This window comes from Streptomyces sp. NPDC001848 (assembly GCF_042891915.1).
In the GTDB taxonomy this organism is placed as follows: domain Bacteria; phylum Actinomycetota; class Actinomycetes; order Streptomycetales; family Streptomycetaceae; genus Streptomyces.
This window is the reverse complement of record NZ_JBIATP010000001.1, coordinates 19,391-41,327: the sequence shown is the minus strand read 5'-3', so window position 1 is coordinate 41,327 and position 21,937 is coordinate 19,391. Positions and strand designations below refer to the sequence as shown.

Annotated in this window: 22 protein-coding genes and 3 pseudogenes; 19 read left to right on the top strand and 6 right to left on the bottom strand. The window is 68.2% G+C overall.

All coding sequences use genetic code 11. The features are described from left to right. Positions 1–63: 63 nt before the first annotated feature. A complete protein-coding gene (locus ACFYZJ_RS00200; protein WP_388561205.1) occupies positions 64–1,002 on the top strand; it encodes an L-tyrosine/L-tryptophan isonitrile synthase family protein in 939 nt (312 codons plus the stop codon). A gap of 34 nt (positions 1,003–1,036) precedes the next feature. Here the strand turns inward: ACFYZJ_RS00200 and ACFYZJ_RS00195 are convergent. Next, positions 1,037–1,614 (bottom strand): annotated as a pseudogene (locus tag ACFYZJ_RS00195) (HoxN/HupN/NixA family nickel/cobalt transporter); the annotation flags it as partial. Positions 1,615–2,073: 459 nt separating this feature from the next. Here ACFYZJ_RS00195 and ACFYZJ_RS00190 point away from each other — a divergent pair. The 11 genes and pseudogenes from ACFYZJ_RS00190 to ACFYZJ_RS00140 all read left to right on the top strand — a co-directional run bounded on the left by ACFYZJ_RS00190 (position 2,074) and on the right by ACFYZJ_RS00140 (position 10,674). Further along, positions 2,074–2,721: a superoxide dismutase gene (locus ACFYZJ_RS00190; RefSeq protein ID WP_388561203.1), complete on the top strand. Its 648-nt coding sequence runs from the start codon at positions 2,074–2,076 to the stop codon at positions 2,719–2,721. A 416-nt stretch (positions 2,722–3,137) separates the two neighbouring features. Then, entirely contained in the window at positions 3,138–3,323 is a 186-nt protein-coding gene (locus ACFYZJ_RS00185) for a hypothetical protein (RefSeq protein WP_388561201.1), read from the top strand. Then, a complete protein-coding gene (locus ACFYZJ_RS00180; RefSeq protein WP_388562175.1) occupies positions 3,313–3,603 on the top strand; it encodes a transposase in 291 nt (96 codons plus the stop codon). The genes ACFYZJ_RS00185 and ACFYZJ_RS00180 overlap by 11 nt, the downstream gene beginning before the upstream one ends. Before the next feature lie 572 nt (positions 3,604–4,175). After that, positions 4,176–4,248: pseudogene (locus tag ACFYZJ_RS00175) on the top strand (GNAT family N-acetyltransferase); the annotation flags it as partial. Positions 4,249–4,476: 228 nt separating this feature from the next. Further along, on the top strand, positions 4,477–5,892 hold the full coding sequence (locus ACFYZJ_RS00170; RefSeq protein ID WP_388561199.1) for a DEAD/DEAH box helicase: 1,416 nt from the start codon (positions 4,477–4,479) through the stop codon (positions 5,890–5,892). Positions 5,893–6,098: 206 nt separating this feature from the next. After that, complete coding sequence (locus tag ACFYZJ_RS00165) at positions 6,099–6,341, top strand: DUF5302 domain-containing protein (RefSeq protein ID WP_053663526.1); 243 nt, start codon at positions 6,099–6,101, stop codon at positions 6,339–6,341. A 536-nt stretch (positions 6,342–6,877) separates the two neighbouring features. Then, on the top strand, positions 6,878–7,081 hold the full coding sequence (locus ACFYZJ_RS00160) for a cold-shock protein (protein WP_014670069.1): 204 nt from the start codon (positions 6,878–6,880) through the stop codon (positions 7,079–7,081). A 720-nt stretch (positions 7,082–7,801) separates the two neighbouring features. Continuing rightward, positions 7,802–7,978 (top strand): annotated as a pseudogene (locus ACFYZJ_RS00155) (hypothetical protein); the annotation flags it as partial. Positions 7,979–8,039: 61 nt separating this feature from the next. Beyond that, complete coding sequence (locus ACFYZJ_RS00150) at positions 8,040–8,438, top strand: hypothetical protein (protein WP_388562228.1); 399 nt, start codon at positions 8,040–8,042, stop codon at positions 8,436–8,438. 5 nt (positions 8,439–8,443) lie between these two features. Next, positions 8,444–8,746, top strand: a complete 303-nt coding sequence (locus ACFYZJ_RS00145; protein ID WP_388562226.1) for a hypothetical protein — start codon at positions 8,444–8,446, stop codon at positions 8,744–8,746. 632 nt (positions 8,747–9,378) lie between these two features. Next, entirely contained in the window at positions 9,379–10,674 is a 1,296-nt protein-coding gene (locus ACFYZJ_RS00140) for a NucA/NucB deoxyribonuclease domain-containing protein (RefSeq protein WP_388561196.1), read from the top strand. Positions 10,675–10,731: 57 nt separating this feature from the next. Here the strand turns inward: ACFYZJ_RS00140 and ACFYZJ_RS00135 are convergent, their stop codons facing one another. After that, entirely contained in the window at positions 10,732–11,346 is a 615-nt protein-coding gene (locus ACFYZJ_RS00135) for a hypothetical protein (RefSeq protein WP_388561194.1), read from the bottom strand. Between the two features lie 13 nt (positions 11,347–11,359). After that, positions 11,360–11,548 (bottom strand): hypothetical protein, encoded by a 189-nt coding sequence (locus ACFYZJ_RS00130; RefSeq protein ID WP_388561192.1) that lies wholly within the window; start codon positions 11,546–11,548, stop codon positions 11,360–11,362. A 983-nt stretch (positions 11,549–12,531) separates the two neighbouring features. On the opposite strand from ACFYZJ_RS00130, the gene ACFYZJ_RS00125 reads away from it, so the two are divergent. The 5 genes from ACFYZJ_RS00125 to ACFYZJ_RS00105 all read left to right on the top strand — a co-directional run bounded on the left by ACFYZJ_RS00125 (position 12,532) and on the right by ACFYZJ_RS00105 (position 16,957). Then, positions 12,532–13,560: an IS110 family transposase gene (locus ACFYZJ_RS00125; RefSeq protein WP_388561190.1), complete on the top strand. Its 1,029-nt coding sequence runs from the start codon at positions 12,532–12,534 to the stop codon at positions 13,558–13,560. Positions 13,561–13,592: 32 nt separating this feature from the next. Continuing rightward, positions 13,593–14,891: an alpha/beta fold hydrolase gene (locus tag ACFYZJ_RS00120; protein WP_388561188.1), complete on the top strand. Its 1,299-nt coding sequence runs from the start codon at positions 13,593–13,595 to the stop codon at positions 14,889–14,891. Between the two features lie 60 nt (positions 14,892–14,951). After that, positions 14,952–15,587, top strand: coding sequence for an MBL fold metallo-hydrolase (locus ACFYZJ_RS00115; protein ID WP_388561186.1), 636 nt, complete (start codon positions 14,952–14,954; stop codon positions 15,585–15,587). 68 nt (positions 15,588–15,655) lie between these two features. Next, positions 15,656–16,435 (top strand): exodeoxyribonuclease III, encoded by a 780-nt coding sequence (locus ACFYZJ_RS00110; RefSeq protein WP_388561184.1) that lies wholly within the window; start codon positions 15,656–15,658, stop codon positions 16,433–16,435. An 81-nt stretch (positions 16,436–16,516) separates the two neighbouring features. Further along, positions 16,517–16,957 (top strand): DUF6278 family protein, encoded by a 441-nt coding sequence (locus ACFYZJ_RS00105; protein ID WP_388561182.1) that lies wholly within the window; start codon positions 16,517–16,519, stop codon positions 16,955–16,957. Here ACFYZJ_RS00105 and ACFYZJ_RS00100 read toward each other — a convergent pair. Next, on the bottom strand, positions 16,954–17,595 hold the full coding sequence (locus tag ACFYZJ_RS00100) for a ScbR family autoregulator-binding transcription factor (protein ID WP_388561180.1): 642 nt from the start codon (positions 17,593–17,595) through the stop codon (positions 16,954–16,956). The genes ACFYZJ_RS00105 and ACFYZJ_RS00100 overlap by 4 nt on opposite strands. 118 nt (positions 17,596–17,713) lie before the next feature. Here ACFYZJ_RS00100 and ACFYZJ_RS00095 point away from each other — a divergent pair, with 118 nt between their 5' ends. Continuing rightward, a complete protein-coding gene (locus tag ACFYZJ_RS00095) occupies positions 17,714–18,610 on the top strand; it encodes a ScbA/BarX family gamma-butyrolactone biosynthesis protein (RefSeq protein ID WP_388561178.1) in 897 nt (298 codons plus the stop codon). 265 nt (positions 18,611–18,875) lie between these two features. Further along, positions 18,876–19,694 carry an HAD family hydrolase gene (locus tag ACFYZJ_RS00090; RefSeq protein ID WP_388561176.1) on the top strand — a complete coding sequence of 273 codons (819 nt, stop codon included), beginning with the start codon at positions 18,876–18,878 and terminating at the stop codon, positions 19,692–19,694. 116 nt (positions 19,695–19,810) lie between these two features. Here the strand turns inward: ACFYZJ_RS00090 and ACFYZJ_RS00085 are convergent, their stop codons facing one another. Beyond that, on the bottom strand, positions 19,811–19,966 hold the full coding sequence (locus ACFYZJ_RS00085) for a DUF6131 family protein (RefSeq protein ID WP_388561174.1): 156 nt from the start codon (positions 19,964–19,966) through the stop codon (positions 19,811–19,813). A 334-nt stretch (positions 19,967–20,300) separates the two neighbouring features. Continuing rightward, complete coding sequence (locus ACFYZJ_RS00080) at positions 20,301–21,869, bottom strand: alpha/beta fold hydrolase (protein WP_388561172.1); 1,569 nt, start codon at positions 21,867–21,869, stop codon at positions 20,301–20,303. Positions 21,870–21,937 lie beyond the last annotated feature (68 nt).

Here is a 21,937-nt window from a genome sequence, read left to right as displayed (position 1 = left end):
GCCTGGCGTGCATTCCCGCCACGGCGCCATGTCGACATGCCCTCGTACTCCAGGAGGAACGACATGCCCCTGACGACCGCGTCAGACGCCCTCCCCACCCGCATCGGCACCGAGATCCTCAACCTGCTCCTGCCACATCACCGCACGGCCGACCGCGCTCCCGTTGCCGCCCCTGCGGAAGCGTTCCCTCATCAGTTGCGCCGCATCGCCGACTTCGTACACGAGGGCGCCCCGGTCGTCTTCACCCTGCCCGGCTTCCCCTGCAAGTCCCCCAACCCCGCCAAGGTCCTCGGCCACCTCCCCGACCAGGGTGAACGCCTCTCCCTGACGTTCCTGAACACCCTGTGCACCGAGATCGAGCGGATCTACGCGCCCGGCGCCCGGGTGATCATCTGTTCCGACGGCCACGTCTTCGGTGACCTCATCCACGTCCCCGACCACCACATCGACGCGTACGCCGACGACCTGCGAATACAGATAGCCCGACTGGGCCTGGACAGACTGTCCGTCTTCGACCTCCGCGACATCCTTGGCGACCTCCCGCACGACACGAAACGCGCCCGCGTCCACGACCGCTACGCCCCCACCCTGGACGCTCTGCGTGCCGAGGTCCGTGCCGACGACCAGGCCCTCGCCCTCTACCGGGGCATCACGCGCTTCCTCGTCGAGGACACCGCCGACTGGACCGGCACCCGCTCCGCCCTGCAGCGCGCATGCCGGCAACGGGCCTACGGCGTCATCCAGCGCAGCCGCGCCTGGGGCGACCTGATCGCCGAGCACCACCCCCACGCCGTACGCCTCTCGATCCACCCGCAACCCGTCGGCGCCCCGAAGTTCGGCATCCGCCTCCTCGACGCCTCCGACGCCTGGACCACTCCCTGGCACTTCGCCGCACTCCACCGCGCCGACGGCACCTGGACGCTCGTGCCCCGGGCGACGGCGGCCCGGCTGGGCCGTCTGATCCAACAGGACGGCAGGCCCAGCCACTTCGTGCACAACTGATCAGGCCGGGGTTACGGCGACGGCCACAGTGCCGTCAACCGGTGTCCGCGGCGCGGGCGCTGCAGCGCTCCTCGACCTTGGCCAGGCGCCAGTGGGCGATGGCTACGGCCCAGACGACCACGAACAGACCGATGATGACGTAGCCGACGTTGTCCAGGTCCAGGCCCGAGATCCAGCCGGTGACGTCATCGTCGAGGCCGAGCCTGTCGTGCAGGACGCCGACCAGTTCGATCGTGCCGATGAAGAAGGCCACCGCGATGGACAGGCCGGTGATGGTGAGGTTGCAGAACACCTTGCGCACCGGATTGGAGAACGCCCAGTGATAGGCGAAGTTCATGAACGTGCCGTCGAGTGTGTCGAACAGGCTCATACCGCCGCGAAGAGCAGGGGCAGGCACAGAACCGCGCACCAGGGCAGGCCGGCGGCGCCGTTTCCGGCCAGGGCGAGGAGCAGAACCTCGGACGAGGTGTCGAAGCCGATGCCGAAGACGAAGCCAAGAGGGAACATCTGCCCCGGTCGGAGGATCGGCTTGGTGAACCGGCCCAGGAGGCGGTTCATCAAGCCGCCCGAGTCCAGGTGTGCTTCCAGCTCCGCCTTGTCGCAGCGTCCGGCCCCGCACGGCCCGCCGGTTGCTCAGCAAGTCGGACCCGATCGACGCACAGGCCGCCGCGCGGGCCGTGCTGAGCGGTCGCGCCGGGGCGGGGGCGACATCCGGCGAAGGTCCGGTGCACAGTGCCCGGATGTTCAAACGCGGAGGACAAATGCTGCCCGGACGCGGACAGCAGCCTCAAGGTGCACAGCCTGCTCGCGGTGCAGCGCAGGCCGTAGCGTCGCAGCAGTGCCGAGTGGTCCGGTGTCGCCGCGCCGTGCTGTGCCGCCGGCGGGGTCATGGTCGCGTGTCTGCCTTACTTGCCGCCGCCGAGAAGTCCGGATCGCGGACTGCCAGCCACCCGGCCGGGGGCGCGACATGGGGGAGGGGGGTCCTAGGTCCAACGCATGATCGCAAGGTACCGTTCTTACTTCTAGCTTGCACCTGCATACGACTTGCAATAACGTCGGAGGATGTTGGACATGGCGCTTTACACGCTCCCGGAACTTCCGTACGACTACGCGGCGCTCGCCCCGGTCATCAGCCCGGAGATCATCGAGCTGCACCACGACAAGCACCACGCGGCGTACGTCAAGGGTGCGAACGACACCCTGGAGCAGCTGGCCGAGGCGCGGGACAAGGAGTCGTGGGGCTCGATCAACGGCCTGGAGAAAAATCTGGCCTTCCACCTCTCCGGCCACATCCTGCACAGCATCTACTGGCAGAACATGACCGGCCCGAAGGACGGCGGCGGCGAGCCGCTGGCCCAGGACGGTGTCGGCGACCTCGCGGACGCGATCACCGAGTCCTTCGGTTCCTTCGCAGGCTTCAAGGCCCAGCTGACCAAGGCCGCCGCCACCACGCAGGGCTCCGGCTGGGGCGTCCTGGCGTACGAGCCGCTGAGCGGCCGGCTGATCGTGGAGCAGGTCTACGACCACCAGGGCAACGTCGGCCAGGGCTCCACCCCGATCCTGGTCTTCGACGCCTGGGAGCACGCCTTCTACCTCCAGTACAAGAACCAGAAGGTCGACTTCATCGACGCGATGTGGGCCGTCGTCAACTGGCAGGACGTGGCCAAGCGCTACGCCGCCGCCAAGGAGCGCGGCGACAGCCTGCTGCTCAAGCCCTGAGGCCGTAGGCACACAGATGTCCTGCTCGTGATCGTCTTCTCACCTTTCACCGGGCAGGCGCACACAGAAGGGCCCTCGCGAGCGCAGCGCTTGCGGGGGCCCTTCTGGGCCGTGTCGGGATGAGGGTCGGCAACCGTTTCAACAGAGTATCTGTGGGCAGTGCGGACCCGGCACGGCGCCGACCGGAGAGCTACGCCGCCGCTCGGGGCCCGTCGCGAATCGTCAAGCACGCCAGTGCATCGGTGCCGTCCCCGTCGTCGATGCCACAAGAGGGCCGGGGACCGCTGACGCTCGTTTGACGATCCGGCTACCCAGAGATCACTCCGAGCGGCGTGAAATCTTGACAGGGCATCACCTGACTGGTCGCGCAGCTTATGCCAGGTTGAGGGCCGCACCCCGGCAGGCTGACCACCCACGTGACCCTGGGTCTCCTTGCCCGGCGCATCGGGCAGCTCAGCGAAGAGGTCCAGGACCTGGAAGGCCGCCTGACCCGGCTGGTGGAGCGCCACGCTCCGCAGTTGCTCGCGGTGGTGGGCATCGGTCCGGACACGGCCGTCACTTTGCTGATCACGGTGGGGGAACCCGGAACGCCTGGGCACTGAGGCGTCGTTCGCGGCGCTGTGCGGGGTCAGCCCGGTCGAGCGTTCCTCGGGCAGTCGGCAGTACCGTCGCCTCAACCGCGGCGGCGACCGGCAAGCGAACGCGGCCCTGCACCGGATCGTGCAGACCCGCCTCCGCGTCGACCCGCGTACCCAGGAGTACGACGAACGCCGCAGCAGGGAGGGGAAGACCCGGCGCGAGATAGTCCGCAGCCTCAACCGCTACGCGGCCCGGGAGGTCTTCCACCTGATCAGACCTGTGCAGTCGCAACCCCCGTCATAGGGGCAGTCGTGAGACGTGAGAGGGTCTGGGGCGTGAGTGAGACACCACCGAACACCCTGCAATACCGCTTTGACGGGCCAGAAGACGCTCCGGTCCTGATCTTGGGTCCCTCACTGGGTACCACATGGCACAGGTTGTAGAGACCGTCCGTGGGCGTCTAGGCCAGTCCAAGATGAGAGCGTAATGCCAGGTCAGGGCATTCTGGTTCGAGGGAGTCGACGCAGTCGGTGATAGGCATGTGAGAGCGGCGTGCGACGAGAAGCCCCGCGGGCGCGGCCTGGTGGGGTTTCCGCACATGTGGGTTACAATGTCGGCGCCGTTGCTCTCGGTTGTCCTCTTGGGAGCCACCCGAAGCAAGCACACAGCGACGGCACGCGTTACGGCCGATGCGCAACGCACGACCAGGGACTTGATGCGATCAACCAGAACACATCCGCTTGCTGGCGCAAAGTCCGACGTCTCCTGATGCGGTTCACGAGGCCAGCCTGAAGTTGTCCTGCACAGGCTGGCCCTCGCTGCGGCAGGCCCAGGGGAAGCCGCGGTTGACCACCTCGTTCTCCGGCTCCTCCGCAGGAGACCGGGTCCTCGGGTTCTACTCGCTCGTCCTTGCTCCACCGGAGCTCGACCTGCTGTTCGTGGCTCGCCCGTGGGGTGGGGCCGTTCTCCAAGGGAACGGTTGTTCCAGGCCGACCCGCTGCCAGCCCCGTACACAGGGGCGATCGGTATCAGCGGCGCGAGGTTATGCCGTGTGCTAGTCTCACGCGTTTGCGTGGTCGTCGCGGTGGGCGATTCTGTCTGTTCCGTTCGGCTTGTGCGTGGGCTGTCCAAACCTGCCGGGCCTTCCTCGGTACGTTCCCTTGCGGAAGGCTGTTTATGAAGCATCCCAATGACTCCGGTATCGCTCACGGCAGTCCTGCCCAGTCTGGGGCAATGACCCCGGCGCTGCTCCCGGCCGTCACCTTCGCCGGTCTGGAACTGCCGACGGAGGTGCTGCGGACACTGAGCGAACTCGGGGTGCGCGAACCCTTTCCGATCCAGGCCGCCACACTGCCCGATGCTCTGGAGGGGTGCGACATCCTGGGACGCGGGCGCACCGGATCAGGCAAGACGCTCGCTTTCGGCCTGCCGCTGCTCGCACGGACGGCCGGGCGGCACGCGGAGCCGAAGCAGCCCCTTGCGCTGATCCTGGTGCCTACCCGGGAGCTGGCCCAACAGGTCGCCCAGGCGCTGGCGCCGTACGCCCAGGCACTGCGGCTGCGGATCGCCACGGTCGTCGGCGGAACGTCGATCGGCCGGCAGGTCGCCGCGCTGCGCCAGGGAGCCGAGGTGGTCGTCGCCACCCCCGGACGCCTGCACGACCTGATCGAGCGCAACGCCTGCCGCCTGGGACGGGTGAGAATCACCGTGCTGGACGAGGCCGACCAGATGTGCGACTTGGGATTCCTGCCGCAGGTTGCCGACGTGCTCGACCAGGTGCACCCCGACGGTCAGCGGATGCTTTTCTCGGCCACTCTCGATCGCGACGTCGATCAACTGGTCCGCCGCTACCTCCACGACCCCGTCGTCCACTCGGTCGACCCGGCCGCGGGCACGGTCACGACGATGGAGCACCACGTTCTGGTCGTCCGCGGCCCTGACCGCTATGCCGTCATCACGGAAATCGCCGCCCGCGACGGCCGCGTACTGCTGTTCCTCGACACCAAGCACGCCGTCGACCAGCTCACCCGGCATCTGCGGGCCAGCGGGGTGCACGCCGGGGCCCTGCACAGCGGCAAGTCCCAGCCACAGCGCGCACGGACCCTGGCGCAGTTCAAGAACGGCCAGATCACCGTTCTGGTGGCGACCAATGTCGCGGCCCGTGGCCTGCACGTCGACGACCTCGATCTCGTGGTCAACGTCGACCCGCCCACCGATGCCAAGGACTATGTGCACCGGGCGGGCCGCACCGCCCGCGCCGGTGAGTCCGGCAGCGTGGTCACGCTCGTGCTGGCGGGCCAGCGCCGTGAGACGAGCCGCATGATGGCCGGGGCCGGCATCGAGTCGACCGTCACCAAGGTGCGCTCGGGCGAGGCGGAGCTGAGCCGGATCACCGGCGCCAAGACTCCCTCCGGGATCCCGCTCGACGGCGGGCCCACCGTCCCCCGACCCAAGAACACCAACGCTCCCTTCCGCGGCCTCGGCACCAGCAAGGGCACCTCCCTCGGCGCCGGCGGCAAGTCCCGAAAGGCGGGCGAGGCCCGCAAGCTCGCCGAGGCCCGCAGGGCCGCCCTCGTGCGTCGCAACGGCTGAGAGCCGTTGCCCTGGCAGCCTGGCCACGGGATCGACAACCCTCGGCCCGGCCCGAAGCCGTCCTGTGCGCCTCACCTACGAAGTCAACGCCTTTGGCCGCGGGAGGGATGCCCGCCGAAACGGAGCAGGATGATGTTGCCGGCGCCTCGCACTGCGCCCGGCATGACAAGCTGTGCTTGCCCACCCCCCGAACCCAGGAGGTCACCGTGACCGCAGAGCCCGTATCTACGGAAGGTTCGGAGCCGGCTGCCCCCGAGACGTCCCCTCTGGAGCCGGACAGCGACGGCAACTACGACCTCAAGCGCAAGTTCCGCGAAGCCCTGGCGCGCAAGCGCGGTGCGCAGGCGGATGCCGCTGATGTTGCCGCCAAGTCCGATGCATCGAAGGTCCGTTCGGCGCATGGCCCGGCTGCGAGCCAGCGGTCGTTCAGGCGCAAGAGCGGCGGCTGAGTCGATGAGTCCCGCGATCTAACCGCTTCACCGGCACTCGCGCTATCCACTCGCGCGTCCTGTGCAGTGGCCCGCGACGTGCGCATGCCCGTGCGCGCGTTGCGGGCGGGGCGTAGCCGGGGACTCGCCTGTGGGAATGGCCCAGATGCGGTTGGCTCGGGTCGGTGGCGCCGCCGAACTGGAATTCCGGGATGAGGGCATGATCGGTGGGGCTCACCCGGAGAACAGCCGGCCGCGGGGAGAGGCCATGCCTCGCCGCAGCCTTGTGCAGAAAAAGGGGCGCGAAGCTGCTTGATCACCATCGGCCGAGCCTCACGGGCGATCCAGCCCTTCGTTCCGGGCCGGATGCTGGCGCGTTTTCGCTAGCGGCTTCCGTCATGCCGTTATAGCGTTGTGATCAGCAGTCGTGGTTCCGAAGTTCCGTTCGCCCGTGATCGCCTCACGGGCGTTCTTGCTGTTCAGCGCCTCTCCGGACCAGGGCGATCACCTCCCGGTCGCGCAGCGTGCGTGCCCGGTTTCCCTCAAAGGAGACAGTCATGGCCAAGGGCACAGTGAAGTGGTTCAACAGCGAGAAGGGCTTCGGCTTCATCGAGCAGGAGGGCGGCGGCCCCGACGTCTTCGCCCACTACTCCAACATCGCCAGCCAGGGCTACCGCGAGCTGCAGGAGGGCCAGAAGGTCGAGTTCGACGTCACGCAGGGCCAGAAGGGCCCGCAGGCTGAGAACATACGCCCCGCCTGATCGCGCCCCGGTAAGGGGGCCCGGCATCCCGGCTTCGGGACGCCGGGCCCTTACCGTCGCACGACGGTTCATCTGACTACGGGGTGCGGCCGGGCGCTGGCCTGGGACGGGCAAAATGGACACCCGTTGTTTGACACTCAGGTCGCCCGACGCATCAGTACGGCCCCTTGGTCGCTGGCGACGCCGTCTACATCGCCGCATTCGACCCAGGGCGGCTTGTAGCCCTCGATCCGCTCTCTGGCAGAGAGCTGTGACGCAAGAGCGCAGGCGGCGCCTTCACCACCACGCCGTTCATGCCGGGCGATCGGATCTGGGCCAGTGACCGTACTGGGGTCCTGCACGCGTGGGATCCGCGCACCCGCCGGTGTACGGCCCAGCTGCCAGCGCGGTGGAGCGAAGAAGGCCGCGGACAACCCGCCGTTGAGAGCCGCATGATGTTCGTCTCCACCAGCGGCGGTTGGCTGCAAGCGTGGGAACTGCTGTGAGATCCGATGCCTCAAGCGGTATGCCGCCCGAGAGGTCTTCAACCTGGTCAGACCGGTTTCCCGCGCCCCTGCGTTATAGGGGCGTCCTTGACGACGCTGGATTTGCGATCGCACCCACAGGGATGGGATCTATGAGACGACGCGGCCTCACGGGAAAACCGGGCGGGCTCTGCACGACCGGATCACCGCGGAGGTGCACATCTCCGTCTCGGACTCCGAGGAGGAAGACACGGCCATGAGGCTGCTCCGGCTCTCGGAGGTCGAGGAGGAGGAGCAGAAGCGGCGATTCCTCGCTCCGGATGACCCGCTAGGCTTCCTGCTGGTGACTTCGAAGCTGATAACGGGGTTCGACGCCCCCAACGAGGGCGTTCTCTACCTGGACAAGCCGCCGAAAGCCCACAACTTGTTCCAGACGATCACCCGCCCGAAACCGCACCTGGGTGTCCCCGACCGGATTCGTGAAAACGTCCGGCGTGATCGCGGACTACATCGGCCTGGCCGAAGAAGTTCAGCGTGCCGTAGCCGACCCCAGCTCAAAGGACGCAGGCAAGGAGGGCGGATTCGTCACCGACCTGTCCGCGTTGGTCACCGAGTTCCGCAACACCTTCGCCCGCATCGAAGACCTCCTGGCGGAGGTGGACGGCCTGGACCTCACGGTCCACGGATACGAGTCCGTGCGAGCCATCAACGCATACCTGGACGCCAACCCTGGCGCAGCCGAGGTTTTCAGCAAGGACTACCGGCCCCTGGCAAGCCTGTACCCGCTGGTCAACAGCGACAAGCGGATCACCATACCGAGATGGATTTGGTCTGTTCGTGTCCGTCTACACGACCCTGTTCAACAAGTCCTCCGACGAGGAAGAAAAGGCTGACCGAGTTGGGACCCATGGTCCTGGACATCATCAACGCCCATGTCCACTCCTTCACCGTAGTCACTTCCCAGGAGGAACCCCTCGTCCTGGATGCCCAAGGCATCGCCACACTCAAGGAGTTGCTGGCACTCGTCCGCCCCAAATCCGGCAAGGGCGACAGCGAGGACAGGACGCTCCCGCTCGCGGCGGAGATCCTGGACCACATCAAGTCCGCCTTCGAAAAGGGTGTCGAACCGGAGTCGGCGAAGTACACCGTCCTGGCAGAGCGGATCAAGCGATTGCGGGACTGGCTGATCCAGGACTCCTAGGAGTTCCTGTCCGAAGCGCTTCGGATCGCCCGTGCCATCGTGGACGCCGAGAAGCACTCCGACGAAGCCGTCGTCGTGCTGGACGACGACCACGTGGGCGTCCTGTCGCGGATCCTGTTCACCTTGGAAGGCCCGTGAGGGTGAACCCGGACATGAGCTGGTTGATTTCACCTACGTGTGTGTCGCACTCAAGAGACGTGGCCCCGTGCGATGCTATACACGGCCTTGTGGTAAATGAGGGTGGATTGCGCCCGGTTTTTGATGGCTGATCCGGACTGGCAGTGGCAGCGCTCAGGGCCGTCCATGGCGGTCGCGCATTCCCCTGTCCCACCTCTGGGCGCAAGGCGGGGCTCTGGTCAGCACTGATCATCAGCCCTGACCAGAGGAAGAGATCTTCCGGGGCTGGGTGAGGTACGAGTAAGGCGGGGCGAGATGTGGCCACGCCTCAATCGCTTACTTGTGTCGAATACTTGACCGGATCTGTTGGGTCATACGCAAACCGTGATATCACGCATGGCTCACCTGTTCTCACTCTGATGGGGTGATCTTCCCGTTCGCGAGATGGGAGAACACCCACGATGCATAAGAGACGCTTAACCGCCGTAGCTCTCGGTATCGGCAGCCTCGCCGCGATGCTCACCGGGACCACTGCGCACGCTTCCTCCAGTGTGGACAGCGATCAGGGACAGGTCATCTGGCTGCGCTCCAGCAAGCCCATCGACCTGCCGCTGGGCACCAAGTACCAAAGCGCCCTGGCCAAGCAACGCTCGTCTGTCTCCGCTCAAAGGCTGCAGACCAGCGAGAGACCGCAAGCCCCACAACCGTCCAGCGAGGCCCAGGAGCAGAAGATCGCTCAGGAGGGCGGCCAGAAGTACGTTGCCGAGTCCGGCAACGCCGCCGCTGAGAAGCGAATACTCAACGCTGCGGCCCTCACCAAGGAACAGTGCCGAGCGATGCCGGACGCACACACAACCGCCGGCAAGGTGATCAATCACTTCAGCTTCTGCCGCTGGGGCTACAACACGGCCATCAAGCTCAATGGCCAGGGTGAGGTCGAAGGCATGGTCCGGTTCCGCGAGACGGAAATCGGCACGGGTTCCGACAACATGCGGGACGCGACCATCGAAGACCACACCGACCAGCTCACGTCGTCCGGCGTGTTCAACGACTCGGCGCTGATGAGCTTCGAGGTGACACAGGCCGGCTGGCCGTCGGCCAGCTCCTGCAAGGTCACCGACATCTCCTCGAACCCCTTCACCGAGACGGTCGGCGCCTGGCGCGATGAGTACATCGCCTATGGCCTGGTGTCTGCCAAGGGCACCGGCACAGGCCCCGACGACATAGCCACCTGCGTGTACCAGCACAACTGGAAGGTCACCGGCGACGGCGCTACCACGCCCTGGAGCAGCGGCCCCGAGAACGGGCTGCGTTTCGACTCCTCGAAGTCTCTCGGCAGCAAGTTCTACGACGAGGGAGTGATCTTCGATCGGGTCATACCGGTGTTCTCCTACGACCGCGCCAAGAGCGACACCAAGGGCGTCGCGAACCATGTATACGACGCGCTGTACAGGCCGCAGACCACCTACCCGCAAAAGGCCAACAAGGTGATCCCGGGCGACATCTGGAACGGCCGACCGCCCCTGCACCGCAACTGGGCCAACTACGACGCTGCCGCAGCCGAAACGGCCCGCAAGAACCGGAATGCAAAGGACGCCGCGTGCCGGGGCCTGAGTCGTCCCAACGACAGCTACCAGTGCGACGAATTCCCCTTCGCCTCGACCATGGAAGGCGCCGGCCTGGGTGACGGGAACTTCTCCGTGCGCTACGTGCCGGGCGCCGAGAACAGCAAGGCGGGATCGGAGCTGTCCGACTGGTACGGCAGTGACCGGATCCTGCACAACAACGCATACGGCATCTTCGTGAAGTAACCGGCCTACGCCGGAACGGGGGGCGGCCCTCGGGCCGTCCCCGACCTGCCAAATGGATCAGCGCATGTTCAGGGGAGGCTTCCCACTCGTACGGGCCATGCGCTCTCGTCGGCTCCCGGCTTCGGAGGGAGCCGGCGGTTCTTGCGTTCCGGAGGGAACGAAGACAATCACATACGCCTCGAAACCTTCATGAACACCCCATTCTGTGCGCTCGATGGCAGCGTTGAACCGTTCGCGGGAGTCACTCCGACCTTGTGACCACACCTGCGCGCGATAGGTACGAGACGGGTCCAAGGCCATAAACGGCTCAGCCGGCTCGACTCGCTGACCGAACACCTCAACCGATGCACGGGCAGGCTGAGCCGGGCCGTTCATCGTGTCAAAGGCTGCCATGCGGCCCTTGTAGACCGGCTGGTAGTCCACAGAAGCAACCAGCGTCCAGGCCGGCCCCGGTGCCTCGTCCAGTTGGTCGTTGACAGCCAAAACGACCGGCGCAGTATGCTCCTGAACCCGCGACGTCACGACGATCTGGCCGGGCACGACGATTACCTCTTCATCGGTCTGGAAATTCGGCTCGCTCTCCCTGCGCTCGAAGCCTCGCTCCCAATGCTCGCCTACTGAGAAGTGGCTGTACTCGATACTGACGGCACCAACCCCGCTGACCTCTCGCATGCCTTGAAGCCTTTCAGGAATGGAGCAGCCACGCAGCATCTGTGTCGGCCAGAGTGAAGCTGCGGCAGCGAGCCGGGGGCGAGGGAGCCGAGGCGAGGGCGAGCTGGTCGATGCGCTCGCCGAGCGCGGAGCCCCGGTCGGTCCATGCGAACCGGATGCAGGCGCCGCCGCCCGGCCGGTGGAAGACGATCCACAGGAACATCTCGGGCCGTGTTCGTCGGCGATGTCGTCAACGATGGCCAGTTCGACGGGTGTCGGGCCGGCGGCGGTGACGAGTCGCGCGGGCGCCTGTATGGTCATGCGGTCCTGCCGCTGGCCGGGGAGGTCTATTCGGCGCGTTCGCGGGGTTTTGAGTACGCCGGGGAGGCGACGACCCGGCGGGCCGGCATTACAGCGACTAACAGGGAAGCGTGCAGGGCTGCGGTACGCGATGGCCGCGATCCTGGCCCGAACGGGGCGCGCGGCGCGAATCGAGCCTGCTGTGGGCCGGCTCCGGGCCCGTGACCGGCGCCGGACCTTCCCAACGCCGGTCACGGCCCAGTCTGTCCTAGATCTAGCGCCCGGTCTCGGATCGGTGCGCCACCTGGTACACGTGCCACTGGTCGGGGCAAGTATCCGCTCCCCGGACGCATGGTCGACGGGGTGGCCACCGTATGCACCTCCTGGGCGAGGGAGAGTCCGGACCGCGGCCCACCGTGGTCCGGATGCCAGGTGGTCACGCCGGCGGATGCCAGGGGCAGCCGGTAGGGCCACGCGGCCGTCCGTCAATGCCGGTCACGCATGCCCGAAAGTTGACTCTGTGACAGCCTGACCGGGCCAAGTCGAGCATAGGTTCGTTCCGAGGCGTCCGGCAGTGATCGAGTCATGCCGCGGTACCGGGATCGATGGGACGGTTGTGCAGTGCCGTCCCGTGCGGGGGTCTGACTCGTGAGATCTATGACCGAAGTGTCCAGTCGCAGACCTGTCGACTGCCGTTGCGGAATGCTGCCTGCCACCGACCCACAGGGTGTGTCCCTATAGGGGCCTTGCCGAGTTTCAGGCGCCATCACGGTTCAGACCGCCCGAGCGGGCCGGTGCCATCCACCCTGCACCTCACATAGCGGGAGGCGAACCATCATGACGACCAGACAGCGCAGTACTTCCTCCAGTACGGATCCTCCCGTTCGGCGCGAGGTCGTCCTAGGCGTGGACACGCACGGCGAGGTGCATGTCGCCGCCGTGATCTCCCCGCTCGGGAAGGTCCTGGGAATCGAGTCCTTTCCGGCGACGGCGGCCGGTTACCGACAACTGCTTGTCTGGGCCCGTAAGCGGGGGACGGTGCGCCGGGCCGGTGTGGAGGGCACGGGTACCTTCGGCGCGGGGCTGTCCCGTTATCTGCTGGCCCAGCAGATCCAGGTGTTCGAAGTGAACCGGCCCGACCGGTCGGCCCGCCGGCTGCTCGGGAAGTCGGACCCGCTCGACGCGCAGGCCGCCGCGCGAGCCGTGCTCAGCGGTCGCGCTCGGGCCCAGGCGAAATCCGGCGACGGTCCGGTGCACAGCGCCCGGATCTACAAACTCGCCAAGGACTCCGCGGTCAAGGCCCGCACCCAGGCGATCAACCAGCTCAAGGCCGTCCTAGTGATCGCCGACCCCGCCCTGCGGGAACGGTTGTCAAGCTTGGGCAATGCCGAGCTCTTCCGCACCTGCGCGACCCTCAGCCCACCCGATGGTGGGGGAGACGAGGACGCGGTGGCCCAGGCCACCCACATGACGCTACGCATGCTCGGCGAGCGCATCGAACAGCTCACCGGACAGATCAATGAGCTGAACCAACGCCTGACCCGGCTCGTCGAGCGTCACGCCCCACAGTTGCTCGTACCGGTGGGCATCGGTCCGGACAGCGCCATCACTCTCCTGATCACCATGGGGGACAATCCCGAGCGGCTGAACACCGAGGCGTCCTTTGCTGCCCTTTGCGGAGTCAGCCCCATCGAGTACTCCTCCGGCCGGCGGAGCACGCGCCGGCTCAACCACGGCGGCAACCGGCAGGCGAACGCGGCCCTGCACCGCATCGTGTTCACCCGGCTGCGCCACGACCCCCGTACCCAGGCGTACTACGAACGCCGTACGAAGGAGGGCAAGACGCGACCGGAGATCATCCGATGCCTCAAGCGGTATGCCGCCCGCGAGGTCTTTAACCTGGTCAGACCGGTGCCCAGCACCCCCGCATTATAGGGGCGTCCGTGAGACGTGAGAGGGTCTGGGGCGTGAGTGAGACACCCCCGAACACCCTGCAATACCGCTTTGACGGGCCAGAAGACGCTCCGGTCCTGATCTTGGGTCCCTCACTGGGTACCACATGGCACATGTGGGACCGTCAGGTCCCTGAGCTCGCCAAGCAGTGGCGGGTCTTCCGCTTCGATCTGCCCGGCCATGGGGGCGCACCCGCGCACCCGTCGGGTTCCGTCGCCGACCTCACCGACCGCCTGCTCGCCACCCTCGACGCGCTCGGGGTGCAGCGCTTCGGTTACGCGGGCTGCGCCCTCGGCGGCGCGGTGGGGATCGAGCTGGCGCTGCGCCACCCCGAACGCCTCGCCTCGCTCGCGCTGATCGCCGCCTCACCCCGCTTCGGCACGGCCGACGAGTTCCGCCAGCGCGGTGTGATCGTGCGGACGAACGGACTGGACCCGATCGCCCGCACATCCCCGGAGCGCTGGTTCACCTCGGGCTTCGCCGCCGCGCAGCCCGCGATCACCGAGTGGGCCGTGCAGATGGTCCGCACCACCGACCCCGGCTGCTACATCGCGGCCTGCGAGGCGCTCGCCGCCTTCGACGTACGGGCCGAGCTGGGCCGGATCGGCGTACCCACCCTGGTCCTCGTCGGCTCCGAGGACCAGGTCACCGGACCCGCCGAGGCACGCACCCTGGTCGCGGGGATCCCCGACGCCCGACTCGCGGTCGTCCCCGGCGCCTCGCACCTGGTGCCCGTGGAACAGCCGGCGGCCGTCACCGATCTGCTCGTCCACCACTTCGCGACCGCGTGGCAGCCCGCCTTCGACGCGACCACCGGCCAGATGACGGCGATCGCGGGGCCCGCGCCGAAGCCGGTGCCGGTCGCGCCGCCGCCGGTGGCACCCGTGGCCGAGATCGCCCCGGCCGCCGTCCCGCCCCAGCCCTCGGCCCGGCCCGACCCGTACGAGACCGGGATCAAGATCCGCCGTGAGGTGCTCGGCGACGCGCACGTCGACCGGGAGCTGGCCTCCGCGGACGACTTCTCAGGGGACTTCCAGGAGTTCCTCACCCGCTACACCTGGGGCGAGATCTGGGACCGGCCCGGCCTCGACCGGCGCACCCGCAGCTGTGTCGCCCTCACCGCGCTGGTCGCGGGCGGCCACCTGGACGACCTCGCGGCGCACACCCGGGCGGCCCTGCGCAACGGTCTCACCCCCGCCGAGATCGGGGAAGTGCTGCTCCAGTCCGCGCTCTACTGCGGGGTACCGGCCGCGAACAGCGCGTTCAAGGTGGCGCAGCAGGTCATCCGGGAGGAGACGACCCCGCAGGAGTGATCGCCAGCCGGGTAGCAGGGCCACCACGCTGTGCAGGCCGGGCAGGGGCAGGATGGATCCATGAAGCTCACGAAGAAGTCGCACGCCTGCATCCGGCTCGAGAAGGACGGGCGGACGCTCGTCATCGACCCCGGCACCTTCAGCGAGGAGGACGCCGCAGTCGGCGCGGACGCCGTCCTGGTCACGCACGAGCACCTCGACCACTTCAACGAGGACCGGCTGCGGGCCGGCCTGGAGGCCAACCCGGAGGCGGAGATCTGGACCCTGAAGTCGGTCGCCGAGCAGATCTCGGCGGCCTTCCCGGGCCGCGTGCACACCGTCGGCCACGGTGACACCTTCACCGCCGCGGGCTTCGACGTCCAGGTGCACGGCGAACTCCACGCCGTGATCCACCCCGACATCCCGCGCATCACGAACGTCGGCTACCTGATCGACGGCGGGAAGGTCTTCCACCCCGGCGACGCCCTCACCGTCCCCGACCACCCCGTCGAGACGCTGATGCTCCCGGTGATGGCGCCCTGGAACAAGATCGCCGAGGTGATCGACTACGTCCGGGAGGTCAAGCCGCAGCGCGCGTACGACATCCACGACGCCCTCCTGACGGACCTGGCCCGCCCGATCTACGACAACCAGATCGGCGCCCTGGGCGGAGCCGAGCACCTGCGACTGGCGCCGGGCGCGTCGGCGCAGCTCTGAGGGCCGGCGGGAGGCCGGGAGGACAGGGCCGGGACCGGTTGTCGTACCCGCCGGGTAGGTTGTGAGGCATGCGCATCGCGACCTGGAACGTGAACTCGATCACCGCCCGCCTCCCGAGGCTCCTGGCCTGGCTGGAGAGCAGCGGCACGGACGTGCTCTGCCTCCAGGAGGCCAAGATCGCCGAGAAGCAGTTCCCGTACGACCAGCTGCGCGAGCTGGGCTACGAGGCGGCGGTCCACGCGGACGGCCGGTGGAACGGCGTCGCGGTGCTCTCCCGCGTCGGCCTGGCGGACGTGGTCAAGGGCCTGCCCGGCGACCCCGGCTACGACGGCGTCGAGGAGCCCCGCGCCATCTCGGCGACCTGCGGCCCGGTCCGCGTCTGGTCGGTGTACGTGCCGAACGGCCGTGAGGTGGACCACCCGCACTACGCGTACAAGCTGCAGTGGTTCGAGGCGCTGAAGGCGGCCGTCGCGGGCGACGCCGCGGGCAGCCGCCCGTTCGCGGTGCTGGGCGACTACAACGTGGCACCGACGGACGACGACGTCTACGACATCACGGCGTTCGAGGGCTCGACCCATGTCACCCCGGCCGAGCGCGCCGCCCTGGCCTCCCTGCGCGAGGCGGGCCTGGAGGACGTGGTGCCGCGCCCGCTGAAGTACGACCACCCGTTCACGTACTGGGACTACCGCCAGCTCTGCTTCCCCAAGAACCGCGGAATGCGCATCGACCTGGTGTACGGCAACAGGCCGTTCGCGAAGGCGGTCAAGGACGCCTACGTGGACCGCGAGGAACGCAAGGGCAAGGGCGCCTCGGACCATGCGCCCGTCGTGGTGGACCTGGAACCGTAGCCGCCCTGGCCAGGAGGGGGCGTGACGGTGACCTCTGCGCGCCTGTGGTGTCTCACAGCGCGCCGGTGTCACGCTGGGCGTATGAACATCTCCTTCCTGGGCAACTGGCGTAAGAAACGCGGCCCCGCCTTGGGCGTCGCGGTGTTCTCCGACGGTGACGCCGACACGGCCGCTGTGACCGGACTCCTGTCCGAATGCGAGCTGTTGCGTTCCCACGCCGAGCAGGCGGGCGTCGAACTCGACGACTCCACGGCCTCGTTGGAGGCGCTCGACCAGCTCCTGCCGCGCTGGCGCGACGACGAGGAGATCCTGCCCTGGCTCGGGAACGACGCGGGCCTCTATCTGGGCACGGTCATCGTGCGCACGGTCCCGGGCGCCGGGTGGGAGATCTGGCCGAACGGCCACCCCGTGGTCCGGCTGGCCTCCGGCCGCGAGATCGACGTGGTCACCGACGGCCACACCTGGGCCGCCACGGGCGCCCCCGAGCTGTCCCAGGTGTATGCAGCGGTGGCCGAGGTCTAGCCGGAGACGTCGGCGGCCACGTGGGCGCCCACCGTGGCCAGCAGCGCCCGTGGCGCGGGCTCGGCCTGGAGGCCCGGAAGGAGCAGCAGCCACAGGTCGGCCAGGCGGTCCTCGATCAGCAGCCGGTCGTCGAGGGCGTCGGAGAGCGTGTGCAGTCCGAAGAACGCGGCGACCAGGGTGGGGGCGTCGCGGCTGGGCTCCGCCCAGGGAGCGAGATCGCCGTCGGCGTGTGCCTGGGTGAGCATCCGTTCGACCGTGGCGATCCAGTCCACGAAGGGCGGAGGCATCTCGACGTCGATGGACTTCCGCTCGGCCCACAGCCGCGCGCCCGCGCGGACGAGGACGTCGTCCCGGAACGCCCGGGCGACCGCGAAGCTCAGCCGGACGAGCTTGTGCAGGGCCGGCTCGGCAACCGCGTCATGGCGCGCGATCACGGCGGGCCAGGTCGCGAAATGCGCCCGTACCACGGCAAGGGCGAGCTGTTCCTTGTTGGAGTAGTGGAAATAGATGGCTCCGCTGGTGCGGCCGGACCGTTCACTGATGTCGTTGATACTGGTGCCCGCGTACCCCCGTTCGAAGAACAGGTGAGCCGCTGCCAGTAATACGGCTCTGCGGGTTTCCTCCGCCCGATCCTGCACGCGATGTCCCTTGTCCGTCGATGGTCGCGAGGAGTAGCGAGGAGGAATGTAGCCGTCCCGACACAAAGGCAGGAGGCCCGGGCATGCGAAAGCAGCAATAGTCTTATTAGCTTTTCTCATGGATTTCCGCGCCTGCTGTTCGTCCCTGAACCGCTCCAGGACCCTCGAACGCGAGGCGGTGCACCGGATCTCGGTGGCCGAGGTGCTGCTGACGGACGTCCGCCCCTGCGGGCCGCTCACCTTCTGCGCCGCCGCCGCGTGGACGCGCTCGCATCCCACGTTCCCCCGGGGCCGTGACGACCGGCACAGCCCCTGGATGGTCGTCGAGACGCTGCGTCAGCTCGGCATCTGCGTTCCGCTGCGCTACTTCGGCGTGCCGGCCACGGCGCACTTCCTGATCGATGACGTCTCCTTCCGGCTCGACCCCGCCATGGAGCCCACGACACCGCACGGCGCCACCGAGGTCACCTGCCGGGTGTCGGTCGGTGACCTCCGCACCGACCGGAGCGGGAAAAGGGTGACGGGGCTGCGGATGCGGGCCGAATTCCTCGTCGATGGACGCATGTTCGCACAGGCGGCGGGCGGCGCACGTGTTCTCGACGCCCGGCGGTACGCGGACCTCCGCGCCGCCTCCGCGGCGGCGGCCCCGGCGCCGAGCCGGCGCCCCCGGCCGGAACCGGCCCTGCTGGGACTCGATTCGAGGGCCGATGTCCTCATCTCCCGGCAGGGCGACGGCATTCTGGTGGACCCGGCCGATCCCCGTCACCCCTACTACTTCGACCACGGCACCGACCATGTGCCCGGCATGGCCCTGCTGGAGGCGGCGCGTCAGGCAATCGCTCTCGGCAGCGCAGGACTGCTTGTCCGGCCGGTTTCCGGTCGTATGACGGCACTGAGGTTCACCGAGCACACGCCGCCCGCCGTCATTCACCGTTCCCTGTACGGCCGTACCGGTTTCTTCTCCTTTCGGCAGGGCGGTGAGCGCACGGTCAAGGGTGTGCTGCGTTATCGATAGGCGTCACCCACACGTGGGTATTGCGGTGGCAAATCTTTACGACTGCTCCGAATGAGCGTAGCGTTCATTATGTTTCTGGTTCCGGATGCGGGCATGACCACCGCGGACCGCGATTTGTGACCCATGCATGCGTGAACCAGTCATCTCCGCCTGCGATGTCGCGCTTTCCCAAAGTGAAGAAGCGCAGCAGGCGCACACCGACATCCTCACCGGCGGATCGTGCCGCCTTCCGGCCGATCCGTCCTGCGCCAAGAACGGCACACACATGACGACCCATCGTATTTTCGACTGGACTCCACAGGCCGTCGTCTTCGACTGTGACGGCACACTGGTGGACTCCGAACGGCACTGGCAGCAAGCGCGCGACACCGTCCTGCGCGACCACGGCGTCGTACCCGACGCGGAGTTCAGCCATCGCAGCAAAGGCCTGCACCACACCGAGTGCGGGGCCCTCATGGCCGACCTCGCCGGCAGACCGGACGAAGCCGAGGAGATGACCCGGCAACTCCTCGCGGCCTTCCGTGCCCTCGTCGCCGGGGATCCCGTGCCGATGCCCGGGGCGCAGGCCCTGGTGACCGCCCTGAGCCGGGTGGCACCGCTGGCCGTGGCCAGCAACTGCCCCGCGGACGTCGTGGAGTTCTCCCTGGAATCCGTGGGGCTGCGGCGCCACTTCCGGCACATCGTCGTCCCGGGCGCGGGAGTACGCCCCAAACCGCACCCGGACGCCTACGCCGAGGCCGCGCGGCGCCTGGGCGTGGAGTGCGGCAGAGCCCTGGCCGTAGAGGACTCGGTCAACGGACTCAAGGCCGCCGGCGCGGCGGGCCTGCGGGCCATCGGAGTGGGGCGGAGGCCGGGCGGGGAGGCCGTGGCCCTGGCCGACCTGTGGGTGGACACGCTGGACGACCCGGGGCTGCTGGCCTGGGCGCGCAGCAGGCCCACCGCACCGCGGGACGAGGTCGGCACCGCACGCCCCGTCGAGCCCCGGCCGACGGTCCCCGGCCCCAGACAAGGGGGACAGGCCCCGTCCGGCACCAGGGCGGTGCCCCGGCAGCAGGCGCGGGACGGATCGGCCGACCTTCGATGACGGTGGCGGACCCCGTATGCGGACACGGACGGGCCCCGCCGTCAGGGGCCGGGGCCCGTGACGGCGGGGCCCGCCGGATGCCGCCGGTCGCGGCGGCGCCCATCGACCAACCGGCACTACCAGTAGTGCCGTCGTCCGAAGACCGCGTGTCCGAGGGAGCCGAGCAGGAACAGAACCGCTCCGATGACGACCAGGATGATCCCGATCGTCCAGAGAATGGCGATCTTCGCGACGAACCCGATGATGAGCAGAATGATCCCCAGGATGACCATGACGCCTCCCGACGAGGGCTGCCGCCGGGCCGTGACCCCTTGAGCCGTGTTCGATAAATCGAGTCGTGTCCGATAAATACTATTTTCGGAGTTCCCTGCGTTCCAGGCTCCAAACCCCACGGCGGGAGACGGCGCGACGGGAGACGGCGCGGTGCCAGGGCTCGGGCGGCCCGAGAGCTGCCGTCTGCCCGACGCGTCCCCCCGGGTCTCGACTACGATGTGCCGTTCATCCCCATGGTGTTGGCGGCCGTGGGGGTCCCCCGCGGTCCGTCGACCGCGAGGGGAAGGGGAGCAGCAGCTCAGAGGGCCGGGCCCGGGCGGCGGCAGCCGAAGATCACTGCTCGCGCAGCGGAATCGACACGTAGGACGGGTCGTCCGCCGGCGAGGAGAAGGTCAGCTGTGCGCCGGACGGGTTGTGCTCGATGTACAGCGGGTCCACCGTGTCGACGACCAGTGCGAGGCGGTGTCCGGCCGGGACGTCGTAGGCCGTGGAGTACAGCTCCAGGTCGACGCCGAACGGTGTGCCCGGCGTCCGCCCGTGCCAGGTGTACGGCGCGTTGCTGACCAGCTTGCCGAGGCCGAGCGGGCCCACGTCGTACAGGTATGCGACGAGGGTCCCGCTCTCCTTGGTGGGCGTGAGCGTGGTGTGCAGTTTCGCCGTGCCGCGCACGTGCTGGGCGCTCGCGTACTTCTCCGACTTCCACACGGCGGCCCAGCGGCGCGGCAGGAGCGGAATCGACGCGACGGGCGGAAGGTGGGCCACCTGGTCGAGGATGCTGGAGAGGAAGACGATCCCGCCGTCCGCGCCGGAGTCCACGTTCGCATGGATCGTGGTGGTTCCCGCAAGGTCGATCTTCTTCCGGGTCGCGCCCACCGACTTCCAGTCCGGGTAGCCCTCGTAGCCGCCCGAGGAGCGGGGCTTCAGCTCGACCGGCTGCTCACGGTCGATGCCGTTGTCCGCGCCCTTGAGGTAGTGGTCGAACCAGCGCCCGGTGTCGGTCCACACGTCGTTGGGCAGCCCGAACAGGCCGGTCAGCTCCGGGGTGGCGTGGTCGCCGGGGCGCAGTTCCAGTCTCTTCGGGACCGTCAGCTTCTCGTAGAAGTCGGCGTATTGGTTGGGCGCGAAGACCGTGTCGCCCCAGGCGTTGGCGAGCAGTACCGCGGCGCCGTTCCTGTTGAGCTGGTCGACGTAGGTGGCGGGGGAGCGCTTCTTGCCCCAGGCGATCAGCTCCGGTTCCTTGGCGAGGTTGGAGGCGTAGAAGTCGTCGAACGTCTGCCGCACTTCGGGGCTCTCGCGGCCGGTGAGCGTCGCCGCGCCGTCCAGTACGGCGGCGGCCTGGACATGCTGGGTGCGGCCCGAGTAGATCGAGTCGATCAGGTCCGCCCAGCCGCTGAGCGAGGCGACCGCCTTGATGCGCTTGTCGTGTGCGGCGGCGAGCAGGCTGATGCCGGCGCCGTAGGAGACGCCCGCCATGCCGATGTGCCGTGCGTCGGCCGGGGTGTGGGCGAGCGCCCAGTCGATCACCTTCGAGGCGTCGGCTATGTCGGGTGGCCCCGCGACTTCTATCTCGCCGCCGGACTGCCAGAAGCCGCGCACGTTGTAGGTCAGCACCACATAACCGGAGTCCGCGAGCTTCTGGGCCTGCGCCAGGTACTCGGCCTGCGGCAGGCCCCAGCTCGTCGGGAGCACGATGAGCGGATAGCGGCGCGAACCGTCCGCGTCCGCGGGCGTGACGACGTTCGCCTTGAGCACGGTGCCGCCGTCGCCGGTGATGTCGACGAACCGGATGCCGTTCGCGGCGGCCTGCGCGGTGGGGCTGAGTCCGAGGGCGCTGCCGGCGATCAAGGTCGCCGAGACGGCACCGACGGCGGTCGTACGCAGGGCCTTGCGATCGAGTCCCACTGGTCACTCCTCACTCGTGTCAGTGCAAAGTGACCTGACGGTAACCTCGGCCCCTTACCAGAAGTAAC